15 protein-coding genes, 12 tRNA genes and 2 rRNA genes (1 of these 29 cut by a window edge) are annotated in these 18,704 nt (G+C 46.3%); 3 read left to right on the plus strand and 26 right to left on the minus strand.

The genetic code is table 11. The features are described from left to right. Positions 1 to 21: 21 nt before the first annotated feature. From KIK04_RS04115 to KIK04_RS04125, 3 genes are read right to left on the minus strand one after another with little or no spacing between them, the layout of a single operon-like run. The gene (locus tag KIK04_RS04115; protein WP_442951157.1) at positions 22 to 864 is read right to left on the minus strand and encodes a DUF421 domain-containing protein; all 843 of its coding nucleotides are present in this window, start codon (positions 862 to 864) and stop codon (positions 22 to 24) included. Next, positions 794 to 982, minus strand: coding sequence for a hypothetical protein (locus KIK04_RS04120; protein ID WP_232277062.1), 189 nt, complete (start codon positions 980 to 982; stop codon positions 794 to 796). Before KIK04_RS04120 ends, KIK04_RS04115 begins: the two co-directional genes overlap by 71 nt. A 48-nt stretch (positions 983 to 1,030) precedes the next feature. After that, the gene (locus KIK04_RS04125; RefSeq protein WP_442951158.1) at positions 1,031 to 2,353 is read right to left on the minus strand and encodes an ArsB/NhaD family transporter; all 1,323 of its coding nucleotides are present in this window, start codon (positions 2,351 to 2,353) and stop codon (positions 1,031 to 1,033) included. 160 nt (positions 2,354 to 2,513) lie between these two features. Between KIK04_RS04125 and KIK04_RS04130 the strand changes: the two genes are divergently transcribed. Next, complete coding sequence (locus KIK04_RS04130) at positions 2,514 to 2,909, plus strand: TIGR04086 family membrane protein (RefSeq protein ID WP_232277064.1); 396 nt, start codon at positions 2,514 to 2,516, stop codon at positions 2,907 to 2,909. A 109-nt stretch (positions 2,910 to 3,018) separates the two neighbouring features. Beyond that, positions 3,019 to 3,882, plus strand: coding sequence for a phosphatase PAP2 family protein (locus tag KIK04_RS04135; protein WP_232277065.1), 864 nt, complete (start codon positions 3,019 to 3,021; stop codon positions 3,880 to 3,882). A 102-nt stretch (positions 3,883 to 3,984) separates the two neighbouring features. Here KIK04_RS04135 and yajC read toward each other — a convergent pair whose 3' ends face one another. From yajC to KIK04_RS04200, 13 genes are all read right to left on the minus strand, one after another. Next, a complete protein-coding gene (yajC, locus tag KIK04_RS04140; RefSeq protein WP_232277066.1) occupies positions 3,985 to 4,293 on the minus strand; it encodes a preprotein translocase subunit YajC in 309 nt (102 codons plus the stop codon). A gap of 157 nt (positions 4,294 to 4,450) precedes the next feature. After that, positions 4,451 to 5,587: a tRNA guanosine(34) transglycosylase Tgt gene (gene tgt / locus KIK04_RS04145; RefSeq protein WP_232277067.1), complete on the minus strand. Its 1,137-nt coding sequence runs from the start codon at positions 5,585 to 5,587 to the stop codon at positions 4,451 to 4,453. A gap of 79 nt (positions 5,588 to 5,666) precedes the next feature. Next, entirely contained in the window at positions 5,667 to 6,704 is a 1,038-nt protein-coding gene (queA, locus tag KIK04_RS04150; protein ID WP_232277068.1) for a tRNA preQ1(34) S-adenosylmethionine ribosyltransferase-isomerase QueA, read from the minus strand. An 11-nt stretch (positions 6,705 to 6,715) separates the two neighbouring features. Then, positions 6,716 to 8,917, minus strand: coding sequence for a SpoIID/LytB domain-containing protein (locus KIK04_RS04155; protein WP_232277069.1), 2,202 nt, complete (start codon positions 8,915 to 8,917; stop codon positions 6,716 to 6,718). A 75-nt stretch (positions 8,918 to 8,992) separates the two neighbouring features. Further along, positions 8,993 to 9,997 (minus strand): Holliday junction branch migration DNA helicase RuvB, encoded by a 1,005-nt coding sequence (ruvB, locus tag KIK04_RS04160; protein WP_232277070.1) that lies wholly within the window; start codon positions 9,995 to 9,997, stop codon positions 8,993 to 8,995. A gap of 17 nt (positions 9,998 to 10,014) precedes the next feature. After that, on the minus strand, positions 10,015 to 10,641 hold the full coding sequence (gene ruvA / locus KIK04_RS04165; RefSeq protein WP_232277071.1) for a Holliday junction branch migration protein RuvA: 627 nt from the start codon (positions 10,639 to 10,641) through the stop codon (positions 10,015 to 10,017). Continuing rightward, positions 10,638 to 11,141: a crossover junction endodeoxyribonuclease RuvC gene (gene ruvC / locus KIK04_RS04170; protein ID WP_232277072.1), complete on the minus strand. Its 504-nt coding sequence runs from the start codon at positions 11,139 to 11,141 to the stop codon at positions 10,638 to 10,640. The genes ruvA and ruvC overlap by 4 nt, the downstream gene beginning before the upstream one ends. A 166-nt stretch (positions 11,142 to 11,307) precedes the next feature. After that, positions 11,308 to 12,474: a cation:proton antiporter gene (locus KIK04_RS04175; protein ID WP_232277073.1), complete on the minus strand. Its 1,167-nt coding sequence runs from the start codon at positions 12,472 to 12,474 to the stop codon at positions 11,308 to 11,310. Positions 12,475 to 12,647: 173 nt separating this feature from the next. After that, positions 12,648 to 13,376 carry a BofC C-terminal domain-containing protein gene (locus tag KIK04_RS04180; RefSeq protein WP_232277074.1) on the minus strand — a complete coding sequence of 243 codons (729 nt, stop codon included), beginning with the start codon at positions 13,374 to 13,376 and terminating at the stop codon, positions 12,648 to 12,650. A gap of 133 nt (positions 13,377 to 13,509) precedes the next feature. Beyond that, positions 13,510 to 13,586 (minus strand) — tRNA-Pro (locus KIK04_RS04185). 5 nt (positions 13,587 to 13,591) lie between these two features. Continuing rightward, positions 13,592 to 13,673 (minus strand) — tRNA-Leu (locus KIK04_RS04190). A 30-nt stretch (positions 13,674 to 13,703) separates the two neighbouring features. Next, positions 13,704 to 13,780, minus strand: a tRNA-Arg gene (locus KIK04_RS04195). Between the two features lie 5 nt (positions 13,781 to 13,785). Beyond that, positions 13,786 to 13,860 (minus strand) — tRNA-Gly (locus KIK04_RS04200). Between the two features lie 343 nt (positions 13,861 to 14,203). On the opposite strand from KIK04_RS04200, the gene KIK04_RS04205 reads away from it, so the two are divergent. Next, positions 14,204 to 15,274, plus strand: a complete 1,071-nt coding sequence (locus KIK04_RS04205) for a serine hydrolase domain-containing protein (protein ID WP_232277075.1) — start codon at positions 14,204 to 14,206, stop codon at positions 15,272 to 15,274. A gap of 64 nt (positions 15,275 to 15,338) precedes the next feature. Here the strand turns inward: KIK04_RS04205 and KIK04_RS04210 are convergent. The 10 genes from KIK04_RS04210 to KIK04_RS04255 form a co-directional block, all read right to left on the minus strand. Next, positions 15,339 to 15,414, minus strand: a tRNA-Lys gene (locus KIK04_RS04210). A 6-nt stretch (positions 15,415 to 15,420) separates the two neighbouring features. Continuing rightward, positions 15,421 to 15,495: transfer RNA gene (locus tag KIK04_RS04215), tRNA-Glu, on the minus strand. Positions 15,496 to 15,528: 33 nt separating this feature from the next. Next, a tRNA-Asp gene (locus tag KIK04_RS04220) sits at positions 15,529 to 15,605 on the minus strand. A 13-nt stretch (positions 15,606 to 15,618) separates the two neighbouring features. Beyond that, positions 15,619 to 15,695, minus strand: a tRNA-Met gene (locus KIK04_RS04225). A gap of 15 nt (positions 15,696 to 15,710) precedes the next feature. After that, positions 15,711 to 15,786 (minus strand) — tRNA-Val (locus KIK04_RS04230). 5 nt (positions 15,787 to 15,791) lie between these two features. Next, positions 15,792 to 15,866 (minus strand) — tRNA-Glu (locus KIK04_RS04235). A 16-nt stretch (positions 15,867 to 15,882) separates the two neighbouring features. After that, positions 15,883 to 15,974: transfer RNA gene (locus KIK04_RS04240), tRNA-Ser, on the minus strand. Positions 15,975 to 15,978: 4 nt separating this feature from the next. After that, positions 15,979 to 16,054, minus strand: a tRNA-Asn gene (locus tag KIK04_RS04245). A gap of 33 nt (positions 16,055 to 16,087) precedes the next feature. Next, positions 16,088 to 16,204, minus strand: a 5S ribosomal RNA gene (rrf, locus tag KIK04_RS04250). A 100-nt stretch (positions 16,205 to 16,304) separates the two neighbouring features. After that, positions 16,305 to 18,704 (minus strand): 23S ribosomal RNA (locus KIK04_RS04255) (it continues 534 nt past the right edge of the window).

Genomic DNA, 18,704 nt, shown 5'->3' on the forward strand with positions numbered 1-18,704 from the left:
CGTTTCGAGCAAGCAGGCTATTCAATTCTTTTTCATATGTTTTTGGTCAACAAACAATTGACCTTTATGATCAATTGTGCAAAAGAACACATTTTTAAAATCGTTTACTCCCTTAAACTGCAGTTGATTTTTTAGCCAGAAACGAGTTTTGTTTATAACTTGCAAATTGTCGTCTTGAACTTTGCCATCCATAATTAACGGAAGGGGAAGGGTCGTAAAGCGAACTTTTTCGGGATGACGCAGCCCTAGCGTTGTCCCCGTTTCAGCGCTTCTGCTCACTTGGCGTCTTTGGCTTTGGCGCTGATGAGCAGATGCGAGTAGCCCAAGCACATCCTCACGTTCACGTTCACTTTCACTTTCTAAGTCTGCGATTTCGCTGTCGCTCTTCCCGCTCACAGCTCCACCGCTTGTTACAGCGTCAGAAGGCCCCTCATTTCGCTGTTCCTCCTCGTCATCCACCGTAAACACAGTCAACTTTCCCGTCGATTCTAAAATCGCATATTGAACGTCACCTGGATTCTCGATCCCTTGCTCACGCAGCTGTAACATGAGATCGTCCAGATTGTAACGTTGTTTACGCATTTCATCACGATTGAGATGCCCGTTTGCAATAATAATGCTCGGTCCACCATCAAATAAATGACGAAGTTTACGGCTTTTGAGAGTCAAATGCGCCAGCGAAATTTGAATAACGACCAGCACCGCAATCGGCACAAACCCTTCCCACAGCGGCCGATCTGTCTCATCAATAACGAACACCGCAATCTCGGCAATCATAATTGAAATGACGAGGTCAAAGATGGACAATTTGCCGATTTCCCGTTTCCCCATTAGCCTTAACACCACAAACACCGTGAAATACATCAATATTGTACGTAAAATGGATATCCAGACTTCCAATGGTAACGCCCTCCTCGCCTGCCGATTTCGGATTGCGGTAGTCGCTTTCATTGGTATTCTGACCGTCACTTTCATCTGCCATTCAACGTATAGGATGATGAAATGTTGCCATTAATGTTAGTTATTATTTTTATAAAATAAAAATGAGCACGTAAACCGTCGAGATAAGCAACGAAACGAGCGTAATCGGAACTCCAATTTTCAAAAATTCCATAAAACTGAACCCATGCCCTTCTCGTTGGGCCATCCCTGATACGATAACGTTCGCAGAAGCCCCGATAATCGTTCCATTGCCACCCAGACAAGCACCTAGGGCAAGCGACCACCAGAGCGGGTTGAGATCATGTGGTGACGTAATACCCATCTGATTGCCCAAATCTTGCAAGAGCGGAATCATCGTCGCGACAAACGGGATATTGTCGATAATAGCTGACGCTACACCCGATACCCACAAAATAAGCATCGCCGTCTTCGTCATATCGCCTTCCGTCACACTTAAGGTCATTTGCGCCAACTCTTTAATAACACCCACTTCAACAAGGCCTCCAACTAAAATAAACAAACCAATAAAAAATAATATCGTAATCCACTCCACCTGATGCAGCGCCTCTTCAAGCTCTTGCTCGTTTCGTAAACCGATCAACATCATGACCGTAGCCCCTGCCATCGCGACAACCGACGCTTCTACGTGGATGACCGAATGGAGAGCAAAGCCCATAATCGTAAGTAGCAGAACGATGATTGATTTACGTGCTAAGCGGATGTCGGTTAAGTACTGTGTCGCTGACAGCTCCATTAAGGCATCACGGTATTTGTCAGACACTTGCAGCTGTTTACGGTACACAAGCGCTAGGATGGCAATTATGACCATCATAATCACTATGACGACCGGGGCTAAATGGACCAAGAACATATTAAACGTCAGATGCTTGTTAGCAGAACCAATCATAATGTTAGGCGGATCGCCAATTAACGTTGCCGTCCCCCCGACGTTTGCAGCAATAATTTGAGCAATTAAAAAAGGAACCGGATTTACCTGCAACATTCGCGTAATGGAAAATGTAATCGGCACCATTAACAGTACGGTAGTTACATTATCCAGAAAAGCTGATCCGACCCCTGTCAGCAGTGACAATACAACGAGAATACGCAGTGGTTTTCCCTGTGCTTGTTGGGCAGCTTTAACAGCTACATATTGAAAAATCCCACTTTTGTTCGTGATGCCCACCAGAATCATCATCCCAACGAGTAAAAAAATCGTGTTCCATTCAATGTGATGGGTGAAGGCCACATGTACATCTACAATTTGCAAAATGAGCATAATTACAGCGCCCAACATCGCAATAATGGCCCGATTAAGTTTTTCTGAGATAATAATGGCGTATGTAATTAAAAACACAATAACCGCTATCGACACTTGCCAGTTCGATGCCATAGGCTCCATTTGTCTCATCCCTCTCATTTACGACGTAACATGTATAGCTTATATCACACCATGTGTAATAAATTTCCGCAAAATATACTGCTGGCCTCATTTTTCATCTATAACTTGTACTATTTTATAGCGCTTACCCATACTATCTTTACAAAATGGTTTAAAGGAGTTGTCAAACATGAACACCGTACAGCATGTTTCAAAATGGAAGTTCGGACATCCGATTCTCGCTGGCGTCACATACGCTTTCATATGGATGGCATTGGGAGCGCTTGCGTTGTCTGTACTTTTATTTTCCAATTCTACAAATGAAGAATCGTTAACCAAGTATACGTATATCATTCATACGTTTGCTTTGTTAATAGGCGGATGGACCGCTGGACGACGCAGCCGCTACAAAGGCTGGTACTATGGTGGCCTTACAGGTCTATTGTATGCACTGCTTATCTTTATTATTGGTTTTTTAGCAATGGACAGTGATTTTAATGGCTTACGCATGATTTTGCTTATTGCTGCATTCGGAGTCTCCGCTTTAGGAGGAATATTCGGCGTGAACACGAAGAAGCCAAACTGAACATGTAGCTGTCCGTGTCAATAACTAGAAGCACCGATGTGTTATCCCTCTGAATATGCTATAATAGAGCAGTTATTTATTGATTTGGTTTAAATATAGGGGGATAACCATGGTGTTGTTTCATTCCATGCAATCTGTAACGATGTGGACCATCGCTATCGTTATCGCTTTAGTCTGGTTCGGATCGGGTAAACAACCGATTGCGGTAGCTACTTCTTTTGCCCAAACATTGTGGCGCTCTAGACCTTTTTTAATTGCTTTTGTAGGACTCATAGGCGTATTGCTTATTAACAAATGGGAACTATCATTGGAACAGCAATTGCAAATTTCTTGGGACTTCACACCGAATATTTATGCCTTGGAAGGTCAGTTTGTGTATGCATTTCAACAGTTATTTACGCATCCCCTGCTGACGACATTCGTTGCTTTCTTTTACTTGATCGTGTTTCAAGGACTTATCGTTGCCTCCATTGGCATATACACGGCAAATGGCCATGTAAAGATGGCTCAAGCTGTTTGTTACGCAATCATCATTAATTACATTATTGCGATACCATTTTATATTTTATTCCCTGTTAACGAGGTGTGGGCGTATCCACCGGCAGGTGTAAGATTTCTAATGCTAGATGCATTTCCGCTATTTGAGGAGTCTTATCGTGCTTATTCAGGCTTGAACAATTGTCTTCCTAGCCTGCATACTTCCATATCGGTAACGGTTGCCCTACTTGCCATGCAATCAGGTAACCGCCGCTGGGCTATATTTTCGGTTATCAGCGCTGCTATAATTATTTTTTCAATCTTCTATTTGGGGATTCACTGGCTAACCGATATGCTAGCTGGGGTTGCGCTAGGCTCATTAGCAGCATGGGGTGGCATGCGATTGGCAGGTTTACAACCAGCATGGCTCGGTTCATTACCAAAACGCACTCGTCAAAAGGCACTTACGAAAGCCATTTCTGACCAATCCCATTAGCCCGCTGCTATACAACAAAAAAGCGATGCACTCCTTACAGCAGGAGCAGCATCGCTTTTTTGTTTTTGCATTATGTAGGCTCGTGCGTTCTTCTAAACTTTATTAAGAAGTAGCGCCTTCCTCTGTGCTTGCCACATGGCTGATCGAGCTACGCTCAAACGTCAGCTTTGTAACGTCATTGACACGCACTACGACTGTGTCATCAGTCATCTCTACAATCGTACCGTGCAAGCCGCCGATCGTAACAATTTTGTCGCCTTTTTTAATCGCACTCAACATCGAGTTGCGTTGCTTTTGCTTCTTCTGCTGAGGACGAATGAGCAAGAAATAAAATACTGCGAACATTGCGACGAACGGCAACACCATTCCCCAAATGCTTCCGCCAGCTGCATTTGCTGCTGCTATTAACATTGTTGTATCCCCCTTTCCACGTAGTATACATAATACTTAATAACCGAACTATAAACAGACAGCCTGTCCTACGTCAAATTCTCATCTTCTCCTTACGAGTAACCTACGAGTAACTACGAGACAAGAATTTCATATACGACAGGCGTATCTACTCTTATTAAAATCCGCTTTCGTTGCGATCCATGCCGTAATTCTCAAAGAATTCGTCTCTGAAATCGCGCAAACGATCTTCGCGGATAGCTTGTCTTACTTGTTCCATCATATTCATGAGGAAATACAAATTATGATAAGTCGTGAGACGCAAACCAAACGTTTCATCTGCTTTAATCAGATGACGAAGGTACGCTCGCGAATAATTACGGCACGTGTAGCAATCGCAATTCGGGTCAAGCGGCCCAAAATCACGTGCAAACTTAGCGTTACGTATAACTAGACGACCTTGACTCGTCATCGTCGTACCATTACGTGCGATACGTGTTGGTAACACGCAATCGAACATATCTACCCCGCGCATCGAACCTTCAATCAGCGCATCCGGTGAGCCAACGCCCATCAAATAGCGCGGCTTGTTGTCAGGAAGAAGCGGCACCGTAACATCCAACGCTTCGTACATCAAATGTTTCGGCTCTCCTACGCTCAGTCCACCAATAGCATACCCCGGGAAATCCATCGAAGTCAAATCTTTGGCACTCTGCTTGCGCAAGTCTTCATACATACCACCTTGAATAATAGCGAACAAAGCCTGATCGTGTGGACGCTCATGGCTCTGCAAGCAACGTTCTGCCCAACGAGTCGTACGCTCTAACGATTGCTTGACGTAGGCGTGGTCTGCTGGATATGGCGCACATTCATCAAATGCCATCATAATGTCCGAACCAAGCGCATTTTGAATTTCCATCGCTTTTTCTGGCGATAGAAACAGCTTGTCCCCATTCAAATGGGAGCGGAAATGCACACCCGCTTCTTCGATTTTGCGCATATCACTCAAGCTGAATACTTGAAATCCACCGCTATCCGTCAAAATCGCCCGATCCCAGTTCATAAACTTATGCAATCCACCAGCTTCACGTACAATTTCATGACCTGGACGCAAAAATAAATGATACGTATTACTTAAAATAATGCCTGCTTCCATCTCTTTCAGTTCTTCCGGACTCATCGTCTTAACCGTCGCCAACGTTCCCACAGGCATAAATGTCGGTGTATCAAATGAGCCATGCGGAGTATGAACGCGGCCTAAACGAGCACCCGTTTGCTTACACGTTTTAATAAATTCATACGTAACTGCTGCCATGTTTTTTATCTCATCCTAACATCATTGAAGTCATCGTAATTTAAGCTTTATTCGTTAACCCATTTATTCGTTAACCCACTTACTTCGTCTCGTCATAAATGAACATCGCATCACCAAAGCTAAAGAAGCGGTATTGTTCCTCAATCGCTTCCTTATAAGCAGCCATAATGTGCTCATAACCTCCAAGCGCACTCACTAACATGACCAAAGTAGACTTTGGCAGATGGAAATTAGTTAGCAACGCGTCTACCATCCGAAAACGGTAGCCTGGATAGATGAAAATATCCGTCCATCCGTCGCAGGCTTGCAACTCACCGTCAAATCGTCCAGCAGCCGTTTCCAGCGTGCGTGCCGATGTAGTGCCGACCGCGATAACGCGTCCGCCATTCGCCTTAGCTTCATTAATACATGCAGCCGTTTCCGCAGAAATCTGGTAATACTCTGCATGCATCACATGTTCGTCAACTTTATCAACCGACATTGGACGAAACGTACCTAGACCGACATGAAGTGTTACATAAGCAATCTTGACACCCCGTGCACGAATCTGATCCAACAATTGTTCTGTAAAATGCAAACCCGCTGTCGGTGCCGCAGCAGAGCCTTCATGCTTAGCATACACGGTCTGATAACGTTCGCGGTCGCTGAGCTGCTCTTTAATGTATGGCGGCAGTGGCATTTCGCCTAACCGATCTAATATTTCCTGAAAAATGCCGTTATAACGAAAACGAAGCACTCTTCCGCCCATTTCGCGTACTTCTTCAACTACAGCTTCCAGCTCATCGCCAAAGCGCACTACCGCCCCTTCGCGCAGCCTTTTACCCGGCTTCACCAACGCTTCCCAACGATCGTCGCCTTCTTGCTTTAACAACAGCACTTCAACCTTCGCTCCCGTGTCTGCTTTAACCCCAAACAGACGGGCTGGAATAACGCGCGTATCATTCAAGACGAGTACATCGCCTTCACGTAACAAAGATTCAATTGCCGTAAAAGAATGATGACCGATGTCTCCTGTTTGACGATTTAGCGTCAACAAACGAGATGATGTTCGATCAAGCAGCGGAGTTTGTGCAATCAAATGTTCTGGTAAATGAAAATCAAATAAGTCCACATTCATAGTTGTCCATCCTATCGCTTTGCAAGTTCTACATTTTTATAATAGTATTTCAAAATCGCTTCATAGTCATACCCTTTATCCGCTAGCGCCTTAGCTCCCCACTGGGACATTCCAACACCGTGTCCATTCCCTTTTCCAATAAACGTAAACGAACCAGACTGTGTGCCTGTTCCTGTAGTTCCTGCGTTTAATGCGGTCGTCTTCCCTTTACCATTGACGACAACGGTCTTAGATGACACTTTCGAAGTAGTGCCATTCTTGCCGGATACAACGTTGCTACCGCCAACTGTAACTGTCTTTGTCTTGCCTCCAGCAGTAACGGCTGTGTGCGTGGTTGCTCCCCCCGCAGGCACAACGTCAAACAACGTGCTTGGCAATCCGCCAAATGCATAGCGCAAATTGTCCGGATAGCTTACCGCAACAGGCTCACCGTTTACTTCTATTTTCGTTACGCGTCCTGATGGACCACGATCCGTTACTTCAATCGTACGAATCGGACCGTTTATTTTCGTATTTGTACGTTCTTTTAACCAACTCTCAATTTGAGACGAGGAATAAGGCCCACGCGTCCATTGCAACTCTGTAGATTCCGTCACTTCTTCCAACACAGCCAGCTCGTCGCCTTTGCCTACTTTTGCAATAGGACTAACATTCGATTGAATGCTCGGATTCGGTCGGACGTTCGTGCCATCGTCCTTCACTTTAAGCAGCGCTTGTCCAGAAGAATTACGTCGACTCGTCATCTCTACGACGTCTTCGCGTACGTATCCCGTTTTACCGTTAGCAAGCGACACTCTGTACCAAGACTTAGCGCCTGCTTGTACAGCATCATCTGGGCTATCTACGACCTGAAAATACGGATATGAACTACCGTTCCAAATTTCTTTCGGATCGGCTGTCTTGCCCCCTGCATTGGAATTGAAGATAGCTTCAATAAGCTTGCCGTTATGCAGTAGTACTTCTCCAGTAGTTGCTTCTACAGCAGCACGGATGCTTGGATGTTCTTTTTCCAAGCCATAGTAAGCTTGGCTTAAAGTCGTATCGACGACATTGGCGATTTCGAACTTCGTGCCTTGATACAGCGCAAATGTACGCGCGGCAACCGCTTGCGCCTTAAGTACTTCTGCTGGCCAACTTGAATAAACTTCACCACCAACAACCGATACTAAGTATTGTTCGAACGGTACCTCGTTGACAAGCGATAATTTACCCTTATGTGCGCCCACTTCCATAATTCCACGGTAAGTGCGTTTACTGCGTTCCGTTACTTTAATTAAATTGTCGCGACTTGACTCGACTGCCCATTTCGTTGAACCGTGAACGCGATAATGCGCACTCGAAGTTGAAGTAGCATCACCCGCCTCCTCCGTCATATGAAGGAGGGCTCCAGCAGCTCGTACAGGCTGTAGCTCCATCGAAACGCCCTTCGCATTCAACTTAGCTTGCACACCAGCTAATTGCTGCTCTGATGCACTGTGCCCTGCCCATACGGACACTTGGGTCTGACCACCCGCGTCCAATATCGCGACACTTGCATCTATATCTGCATCGAGCAAAGCGCGCAATGCGGATTGCGCACCTTGTAGCGATGGATATGTACCCGCCTGTAAATAATGCGGACCGGCTACAGACGCCGGATAGCTGCCAATAAGTGATTGCATAGTACCGTCGCCCGTGAGACGGCTCAAAGCTTGATTCGCTTCTTGGCTCGTTGCATAGCCACCTGCATAAACCGTATAAAAATCAACACCTCGGCGCTCTACGCGTTCCATATATGCTTGGCCAGACGCCTTCGCTTTTTTAAGGACAGCTTGTGCGCTCGCTTTATCTTTGTTCTCATACAGCTTGACCTTGTAGTCGTCTAGACTGAAACGAGCCTGCTTAACGCTAAGGCTTTGCGATTGAGATCCCTTGCTTGCCTGTGGCTGAACACTTAACGCCTCTGCTGCGGTCAATGTCACTTGATCCGTATTGCCTGGAGAGCGCTTCCCCAAGTTTGCAAACAAAGCCACACGAATCGTATCGTCGACCGCTAGTTTATTAGCTTGACTAACAGGGAGCTGTAGCTTGGCTTTTCCTGCACTTTTCTCCGCAGCAGCAACAGTCGAAATTGCCAGTTCACCTGTCGGTGCAAGCGCCCCGCTCCACAGCAAGGCTCCTGCTACCGTACCGATGGCTATGTTGCGGATAACGTGTCGGTTGTTGTTATTCATTCCGTAAATATCCCTCCATCATCCCACTCATCCTATTCCATTAACCCGTTCATCTTGATGTAACAAGCTAAACCATTACGGTCGCTCAGGCATCGGCAGTCCTAAATGAGCGTACGCCTGTTGCGTCACCATACGTCCGCGCGGCGTACGTTGCAAGAAGCCGATTTGCAATAAGAACGGTTCATACACATCTTCTATCGTCTGGCTTTCTTCCCCGATCGTAGCCGCAATCGTATCTAGACCGACAGGGCCACCCCTGAAATTCGTGATCATCGTGCGCAACATTTTGTGGTCGATTTGATCCAAGCCGAGCGGATCGACTTGAATAAGACGCAATGCTTCTTTCGCAATTTCCAGTGTAATGACTCCATCACCTTTTACTTGCGCAAAGTCCCGCACACGTTTAAGCAAACGGTTCGCAATACGCGGTGTTCCCCGTGACCGCATCGCGATCTCTACCGCCGCATCACCAACAAAGCTCACATTCAAAATTTCGCCCGCGCGTGTCACAATGTAAGTAAGCTCATCCGTATTATAGAACTCGAGCCGGCTTACGACACCAAAACGGTCACGCAAAGGTGCTGACAGTAATCCTGCACGCGTAGTCGCACCAATTAGCGTGAATTTAGGCAGATCAAGACGGACCGAACGTGCACTCGGACCTTTTCCAATAATAATATCGAGCGCAAAGTCTTCCATCGCTGGATAAAGAACCTCTTCAACCGTGCGATGCAAACGATGAATCTCATCTATGAATAGAACATCGCCTTCTTGCAAATTGGTCAACAACGCCGCAAGATCCCCAGGTCGCTCAATTGCGGGGCCTGAGGTCGTTCGAATATTTACGCCCAGCTCATTCGCAATAATGTTAGACAGTGTAGTCTTGCCGAGTCCTGGTGGACCGTACAGCAGGACATGATCCAACGCTTCCTTTCGCATCTTTGCCGCTTCAATAAATATTTTTAAATTTTCTTTCACTTGCGCTTGCCCGATATATTCAGATAAATAACGCGGGCGAAGACTCAATTCGACCGCTTGGTCTTCCATCATGAAATTGGCCGAAATGATCCGTTCATCCATGTAGCGATCCCGCCTCTCTAACCTTTAAACAATGCTTGTAACGCCTTTTTAATTAACGAATCAGCGCTCTCATCTGCATGTACGCGCTCCTGCAAACCGTGCCACACACGATCCAGCTCTGCGTCTGTATAGCCAAGTGCTTTCAGCGCTTCACGAGCTTCCGACCATGCTTCAACTTCTGTATCAACAGCAACAGTCGGCATATCAACAAACAACGACGCTCCAGCTGCCGTTAGATCGAGGCCGATATTGTCGAGCTTATCTTTCAAATCCAAAATAATGCGCTGAGCCGTCTTCTTACCGATACCCGGCAACTTCGTTAGAAACACGACGTTTTCTTGTTGGATTGCCATGACTAACGCCTCTGGCTTGCTGCCAGCTAACACGCCGAGCGCCACCTTTGGGCCAACTCCATTTACATCAATCAAGCGGCGAAATAGCTTCAATTGTTCACGCGAAGAAAAGCCAAACAACAACATCGCATCCTCACGCACATGGTGATGGGTGTAGACCGTGATATCCCCTTCCATCTTTGTAAACAAATACGGATTGGGCGTAAACACTCGGTATCCGACCCCTTGAACATCTATCACGATATGGTCCGTCTCAAAATGGGCAACCTGCCCGCGTAAAAAGTCGATCATGGCCGCAAAACTCCATTCAATCTGTCGTTAAGCCCAGACGAATGAGCATGACAAATCGCCACCGCGAGTGCATCGGCTACGTCATCCGGCTTTGGCACGACTCGTAATTTTAAAAACATTTTTACCATTTCTTGCACTTGCTTCTTTTCTGCCTTACCATAGCCTACAATAGCTTGCTTCACCTGCATTGGTGTATATTCTGCAACCGGGATACCACGCTTGGCCGCTGCCAAAATGATAACTCCACGTGCTTGTCCCACGGAAAAAGCGGTCGTTACGTTACGATTAAAAAATAATTTCTCAACTGCCATCGCGTCCGGTTTAAACTGATCAAGCAGTTGCTCCGTCGCTTCGTATACTTGTACAAGCCTCATTTCGGGTGCCGTTGTGGACTCCGTTTGGATACATCCGTATTGCACCGGTGTAATTCGGCTGCCTTCCTTATCGACAAATCCGAACCCAACGATAGCAATGCCCGGATCAATACCTAAAATGCGCAAAAAAAATCTCTCCCTCACCGAGGTCCGTGTCATAAGCGAACATACGTGTTCACTTCATTATAACACAGATCGGGAGGAAGAGAATGAATCATATCGTCTAGTTTGCAAGCACCTTTTCGCACTTGCAAAGCTTATTATGCTGCATAAAATGTGGCTTAAAGCCCATCTATTTCGATGTTGAAGCTGCTTTTTGAACTTCCGGCTTTTTGAAGGCAGCCTTCAGCATCGGTGGTGTTACAAGCGTCGTCAAAATAATGACAATAACGAGTGGCGTGAAATACTTCTCATCAAACAAACCACCAGCTAAACCTGTTGTTGCAATAATCAATGCGACTTCGCCGCGCGATACCATGCCCGCACCAATACCTATAGAGCTCTTGCGATCAAAGCCAGTTAAGCGTGCGCCTAAACCGCAACCTACCAATTTAGTGATAATAGCAATTATTGTAAATAATACAATGAACCACATATGCTCACCAATACCTACAAATGTAACCTTCAATCCGACGCTAACAAAGAAAATCGGGACGAAGATCGCATATGCAATTGGCTCAAGGCGGTGTTCCACCTCATGTTTGAAATTCGTTTGCGAAATGGCGATACCAGCAGCAAAAGCACCAATGATACCTGCTACACCCAGATAATGCGCTCCGTATGAGAAGAAGAAGCAAATAATGAGCGCCGCACTAATAACAGCTTCAGTTACTTGTAGCGGTGCCAACCACTTCATTACACGTGGAACTACAAAAATGCTAAGTAAAATGGCTCCAGCAAAGAACAGTACTTTTTTACCAACAATTAGACCTAAAGAAGCATCTCCACCAGCGCCAAGTAAACTAAGCATGAACGCCAGTAAAATAACGACCAAAATATCGTCTACAACAGCAGCACCTAAAATAGTCGTGCCTTCACGTGAGCTTAACTGGCCTAAATCTTTAAGCGTTTGGACCGAAATACTTACGGATGTGGCACACAATAGCAGACCAATAAACAACGAATGTTCACTGGAGAGTCCAAACAAAAGACCTCCACTATATCCACCGATAAACGGTAAAATTACGCCACCAATTGCAACAGCAAATGCTGCTTTCCAGTTACGTTTCAATTGGTCAAGATCGGTTTCAAGTCCGGCGATGAACATTAATAAGATGACCCCGATTTCAGCCATTTCAGTAATAAGTGCACCATCATTTACCCAGCCCAGTACAGCCGGACCGATAATAATCCCGATAAGTAGCTTGCCGAGAACAGATGGTTGACCAAGTCGAACCGCTAAGTCCCCCGCCAGCTTTGTCGAGACTAAAATGATGAGTAGCATGAGCACTAAAGTCATGAGCATACCCCTTTCCGGTGTTTATTTATTATGACCGTAAACCGACATTTCCTTTGGTGTCACTCGCGTTAATCCATACCATTTCTACAAAAATCGACATGTTTCGCTTAGAAACCAAAAAAAGAAGGACGTCGGTTACGGCGTCCTACCTTTTCTCATCTATACGTAATACGTTAATACGTCGAAGTTGGTTTCATAACTTTTTTCGTTTCTTCAATGGCATAGTCACTAAATGTTGAAAGCACGCTATTATATTGGTCCATATCTGAAATACGGATCCCTTTATACAACTGGTCTAACACATTTGTTGGCAGTGAACTTTCCATCGAATTAACGTCCAATTGGAAAAATGTTCGAATGGCATTCTTTTCTTTCGGTCGCCCTTCAAACAACGTCAAATTCCCGTCTTTATCCAGACTAATGTAAGCTTGCTGTTTGCACTTTTCCGAAAGGTCATTAACTTGTTCTTCAAAAACAACCTGGCCTGTAGCATCCATGGAAGCCGCCCAGTTAGGATGTTCAAGTATGTTGCGAATAATCTCTGTCGATGCCAACTTGCCAAGTATGTGTTCCGACTGCCCACAAATATACAGTTTACGGTGCACGACTTCTCGCACTTCATCATGCTGTACCAATTGATTAACAACAAATCGTGCCTTGTCATCTAATTGTGGGTAACGATCCTCTTGCAGCATCGAAAAAGTTTCCATGGCACGTGTATTTTTACCTACATTCGACAAATCACGTACCGAGTCAGACATATATACCGCAATGGAAAGCACTATTAACAATAACAGAAATCCCGCCAATGACCACAGTGGACGTCTCCATCGACGAAGCTTCTTTTTCCATAGCTTTAGCCGAAAATAAAATCTAGAAGAAGTTCGATGTTCCCTAGCCATAAAAATCCCTTCTAACCCTTTTTGACTAGTGTGTCCAAAGAGAAGGGATAAATATACGTCAAAATGAAGAATAGTAGAATATAAAATACATAAAGAAAAACCATCGGCTTATAACCGATGGTTCATCATAATATGGTCGGGACGACACGATTTGAACATGCGACCCCTTGGTCCCAAACCAAGTGCTCTACCAAGCTGAGCTACGTCCCGACAACTGGTACCGGCGAGAGGACTCGAACCTCCACGGTTTCCCTCACGATTTTGAGTCGCGCGCGTCTGCCATTCCGCCACGCCGGCATATTGATGTGATTCATAATGTTGTAAAAATGGCGCGCCCTGAGAGATTCGAACTCCCGGCCTTTTGATTCGTAGTCAAACGCTCTATCCAGCTGAGCTAAGGGCGCAAATTTGGAGCGGAAAACGGGGCTCGAACCCGCGACCTTCTCGTTGGCAACGAGATGCTCTACCACTGAGCTATTTCCGCATATGTTACTTTATTACTGAATCATTGCTTACTTTTATTCACCGCTTGTCGCGGGCACATTTATTAATATACCAGATATGATAGTGAATTGCAAATGTTTTTGCTCATATAGATGGTGGTATTTTTTTACTATAAAATCAACTTCACTTTGAACTTGATGTTTTACATTCCTTTCTTAAAGGAAGTAACATTAAGTTCATTGCTTCCAATATGAGAACTTATGTTCTATAATGAAAAAGAGTGACCACGTGAAATAAAGGCGTCATTCGCTATTGCTGGCTGATGTTTATCAGCATGAAGATTGTGGACGAATTTTGCAAATGGAATGGGGGCATTTAGGAATATGGATTTAAATGTTGTTGAACGGATGAGGCATCATCATGTATCTGGTGTAAGCATCGCGCTCATTCGTAACGGTGTAATAAGTATGACCCAAGGATTTGGAGTGTTGGACAACGAATCCCCTACTCATACGGCCACTAATATGATTGACCATCATACTATTTTTAATGCTTGCTCCATTAGTAAGTTTTTAACCTCGGTGTTAGTTCTAACACTAGTTGATCAAGGGATTCTTGATTTAGACGAAGATGTCAATCGTCGACTTGTCTCTTGGAAAGTGCCACATAATGAATTTACACATAGTAAAAAAGTAACGCTTCGAAATTTACTAAGTCATCAATCTGGAATAATGGATCCCGTAGGGAGCTTTCGTGTTCTGGATGATTCTGAAGGCATTCCTACTATGGCTATGCTGCTAGGAGGTAACACCTCGTATTGTAAAGAGCTTATTGAGGTAAAGTATGTGCCTGAAAGTGACTTTCAATATTCAGATGCAGGATTTTGTGTCATACAACTAGTGATAGAAGACGTTTGTAATCAGCCTTTTATACAAGTAATGGATGAGCTTGTTTTTAGACCGCTCAATATGAGCAATAGCACATATATACAAGCAGCGTCTGAAGTAATAAACAAGCCATTTTGTTGTGGACATGATAAAAATGGACAAGGCGTTAATGACAAATATGCCATCAATCCTTATCCTGCAGCTGCTGGGTTGTGGACAACACCCACTGATTTAGCCACATTAGTCATTGAAATGATGAATTCCTTAACAGATAATCGTCATTCAAGGCTCCCTAATCGCCTGATCAAGCAATTGCTCATCCCTCAAGGTTGTAAAGAATGGGCTGGACTTGGTCTATTTCTTGACGGTTCAGAGCATGAAATTGAAGTTTCTTCACTCGGTTGGGGTGTAGGATTTCAATGTATGATGGTGGCATATCCCTATTTAGGGACAGGTGCGGTCATTATGACCAATACGGATTTAGGTATTCATCAATTGAAAGGGATAATTGGAGAAATATTTAATTGTTTAAACCTTAAGTCCCCTTATGACTTTAGCAGTAAATGAACCATACTTACCAGAGTATACAAAAAAACCTGTAACTTAGTTACAGGTTGTTAGTTGTATGCACTGGTGAGCCATGTAGGACTCGAACCTACGACACCCTGATTAAAAGTCAGGTGCTCTACCAACTGAGCTAATGGCTCTTAAAATGGTGACCCGTAGGGGATTCGAACCCCTGTTACCTCCGTGAAAGGGAGGTGTCTTAACCCCTTGACCAACGGGCCTTAGCTATGTGTACATACATTATTTGATTAAAATGGCGGAGCTGACGGGATTCGAACCCGCGGTCTCCTGCGTGACAGGCAGGCATGTTAGGCCTCTACACCACAGCTCCACGTTATTTTATTTGGTTGCGGGGGCAGGATTTGAACCTACGACCTTCGGGTTATGAGCCCGACGAGCTACCGAACTGCTCCACCCCGCGTCATTTACAATTATATGGTGGACACTAACGGGTTCGAACCGCTGACCCCCACCCTGTCAAGATGGTGCTCTCCCAACTGAGCTAAGTGTCCATATGTGGTGACCCGTAGGGGATTCGAACCCCTGTTACCTCCGTGAAAGGGAGGTGTCTTAACCCCTTGACCAACGGGCCACAGTAAAGTCCAATCTGGCGGAGAGAGGGGGATTCGAACCCCCGAGACGCTTGTGACGCCTACACGATTTCCAATCGTGCTCCTTCGACCAGCTCGGACATCTCTCCGTAGTGGCTCCCCGAACAGGACTCGAACCTGTGACAACTCGATTAACAGTCGAGTGCTCTACCAACTGAGCTATCAGGGAATAGTAATTCACCCATATAATAAATATTACACTGCCTGGCAACGTCCTACTCTCCCGGGACCCTGCGGTCCAAGTACCATCGGCGCTGGAGGGCTTAACGGTCGTGTTCGGTATGGGAACGCGTGGAACCCCTCCGCCATCATCACCAGACAGCTTGGCTCGTTAATACTCGCCAATATTTAATTCAGAACTTGCGCCCTGAAAACTGATCGTGAAAGGTAAATCGTTATTTCGAATCATCTTGCTTATTTAGGATAAGCCCTCGACCTATTAGTATTCGTCAGCTCCATACATTACTGTACTTCCACCCCGAACCTATCAACCTCGTCGTCTTCAAGGGGTCTTACCAAAAGTGGGAAATCTCATCTTGAGGGGGGCTTCACGCTTAGATGCTTTCAGCGCTTATCCCTTCCATACTTGGCTACCCAGCGATGCTCTTGGCAGAACAACTGGTACACCAGCGGTATGTCCATCCCGGTCCTCTCGTACTAAGGACAGCTCCTCTCAAATTTCCTACGCCCGCGACAGATAGGGACCGAACTGTCTCACGACGTTCTGAACCCAGCTCGCGTACCGCTTTAATGGGCGAACAGCCCAACCCTTGGGACCTACTTCAGCCCCAGGATGCGATGAGCCGACATCGAGGTGCCAAACCTCCCCGTCGATGTGGACTCTTGGGGGAGATAAGCCTGTTATCCCCAGGGTAGCTTTTATCCGTTGAGCGATGGCCCTTCCATGCGGTACCACCGGATCACTAAGCCCGACTTTCGTCCCTGCTCGACTTGTAGGTCTCGCAGTCAAGCTCCCTTATGCCTTTGCACTCTTCGAATGATTTCCAACCATTCTGAGGGAACCTTGGGGCGCCTCCGTTACTCTTTAGGAGGCGACCGCCCCAGTCAAACTACCCACCTGACACTGTCCCCGAACCGGGTAACGGTCCTAGGTTAGAACTCCGATACGAACAGGGTGGTATCCCAACGGTGCCTCCACCTAAGCTGGCGCTCAGGTTTCTAAGGCTCCCACCTATCCTGTACAGTCCGTACCAAAGTCCAATATCAAGCTGTAGTAAAGCTCCATGGGGTCTTTCCGTCTTGTCGCGGGTAACCTGCATCTTCACAGGTATTAAAATTTCACCGGATCTCTCGTTGAGACAGCGCCCAATTCGTTACGCCATTCGTGCGGGTCAGAATTTACCTGACAAGGAATTTCGCTACCTTAGGACCGTTATAGTTACGGCCGCCGTTTACTGGGGCTTCGGTTCATAGCTTCGCCTTGCGGCTAACCACTCCCCTTAACCTTCCAGCACCGGGCAGGCGTCAGCCCGTATACTTCGCCTTGCGGCTTCGCACAGACCTGTGTTTTTGCTAAACAGTCGATTGGGCCTATTCACTGCGGCCCCCTCGGGCTATTAACCCTACCGAGGCACCCCTTCTCCCTAAGTTACGGGGTCATTTTGCCGAGTTCCTTAACGAGAGTTCTTCCGCGCGCCTTAGAATTCTCTTCTCGCCTACCTGTGTCGGTTTGCGGTACGGGCACCTTCTCCCTGGCTAGAGGCTTTTCTCGGCAGCATGAAATCAAGACCTTCGGTACTATAAATTTCCCTCCCCATCACAGCCCAGCCTTAGTGATGTGCGGATTTGCCTACACATCGGCCTCACTGCTTGGACGAACTATTCCATCAGTTCGCGTCCCTATCCTTCTGCGTCACCCCATTGCTCATAACGGTTCACGGTGGTACAGGAATTTCAACCTGTTGTCCTTCGACTACGCCTTTCGGCCTCGCCTTAGGTCCCGACTTACCCTGGGCGGACGAGCCTTCCCCAGGAACCCTTAGGCTTTCGGCGGACATGATTCTCACATGTCTTTTCGTTACTCATACCGGCATTCTCACTTGTGTACAGTCCAGCAGTCTTTACAGTCTACCTTCAACCCGGTACACAACGCTCCCCTACCCCTGCGACATACGTCGCAAGCCATATCTTCGGTGGTGTGTTTAGCCCCGTTACATTTTCGGCGCAGAGTCACTCGACCAGTGAGCTATTACGCACTCTTTAAATGGTGGCTGCTTCTAAGCCAACATCCTGGTTGTCTGTGCAACTCCACATCCTTTCCCACTTAACACACACTTTGGGACCTTAGATGATGGTCTGGGCTGTTTCCCTCTTGACAATGGATCTTAGCACTCACTGTCTGACTCCCGGATATAAGTCTATGGCATTCGGAGTTTGACTGAGCTTGGTAACCCTTGGCGGGCCCCGCACCCAATCAGTGCTCTACCTCCACGACTCTTAATTCCGAGGCTAGCCCTAAAGCTATTTCGGGGAGAACCAGCTATCTCCGAGTTCGATTGGAATTTCTCCGCTACCCCCACCTCATCCCCGAATTTTTCAACATTCGTGGGTTCGGGCCTCCAGTGCGTGTTACCGCACCTTCACCCTGGACAGGGGTAGATCACACGGTTTCGGGTCTACGACTACGTACTAACTCGCCCTATTCAGACTCGCTTTCGCTTCGGCTACGGCTTTCCACCTTAACCTTGCACGCAAACGTAACTCGCCGGTTCATTCTACAAAAGGCACGCCATCACCCATTTAACGGGCTCTGACTTCTTGTAAGCACACGGTTTCAGGTTCTATTTCACTCCCCTTCC

Source organism: Paenibacillus sp. 481, assembly GCF_021223605.1.
Taxonomy (GTDB): domain Bacteria; phylum Bacillota; class Bacilli; order Paenibacillales; family Paenibacillaceae; genus Paenibacillus_B.

Bases quoted from the DNA above. Each gene is read 5' to 3' on its own strand.
- KIK04_RS04130 (WP_232277064.1), top strand. From the start codon at position 2,514: ATGAACACCGTACAGCATGTTTCAAAATGGAAGTTCGGACATCCGATT.
- KIK04_RS04115 (WP_442951157.1), bottom strand. From the start codon at position 864: ATGTATTTCACGGTGTTTGTGGTGTTAAGGCTAATGGGGAAACGGGAA.
- KIK04_RS04180 (WP_232277074.1), bottom strand. From the start codon at position 13,376: ATGGCTAGGGAACATCGAACTTCTTCTAGATTTTATTTTCGGCTAAAG.
- KIK04_RS04120 (WP_232277062.1), bottom strand. From the start codon at position 982: ATGGCAGATGAAAGTGACGGTCAGAATACCAATGAAAGCGACTACCGC.
- ruvA (WP_232277071.1), bottom strand. From the start codon at position 10,641: ATGATCGACTTTTTACGCGGGCAGGTTGCCCATTTTGAGACGGACCAT.
- ruvB (WP_232277070.1), bottom strand. From the start codon at position 9,997: ATGGATGAACGGATCATTTCGGCCAATTTCATGATGGAAGACCAAGCG.
- yajC (WP_232277066.1), bottom strand. From the start codon at position 4,293: ATGTTAATAGCAGCAGCAAATGCAGCTGGCGGAAGCATTTGGGGAATG.
- KIK04_RS04125 (WP_442951158.1), bottom strand. From the start codon at position 2,353: ATGAGACAAATGGAGCCTATGGCATCGAACTGGCAAGTGTCGATAGCG.
- KIK04_RS04175 (WP_232277073.1), bottom strand. From the start codon at position 12,474: ATGACTTTAGTGCTCATGCTACTCATCATTTTAGTCTCGACAAAGCTG.
- KIK04_RS04135 (WP_232277065.1), top strand. From the start codon at position 3,019: ATGGTGTTGTTTCATTCCATGCAATCTGTAACGATGTGGACCATCGCT.
- queA (WP_232277068.1), bottom strand. From the start codon at position 6,704: ATGAATGTGGACTTATTTGATTTTCATTTACCAGAACATTTGATTGCA.
- KIK04_RS04155 (WP_232277069.1), bottom strand. From the start codon at position 8,917: ATGAATAACAACAACCGACACGTTATCCGCAACATAGCCATCGGTACG.
- tgt (WP_232277067.1), bottom strand. From the start codon at position 5,587: ATGGCAGCAGTTACGTATGAATTTATTAAAACGTGTAAGCAAACGGGT.
- KIK04_RS04205 (WP_232277075.1), top strand. From the start codon at position 14,204: ATGGATTTAAATGTTGTTGAACGGATGAGGCATCATCATGTATCTGGT.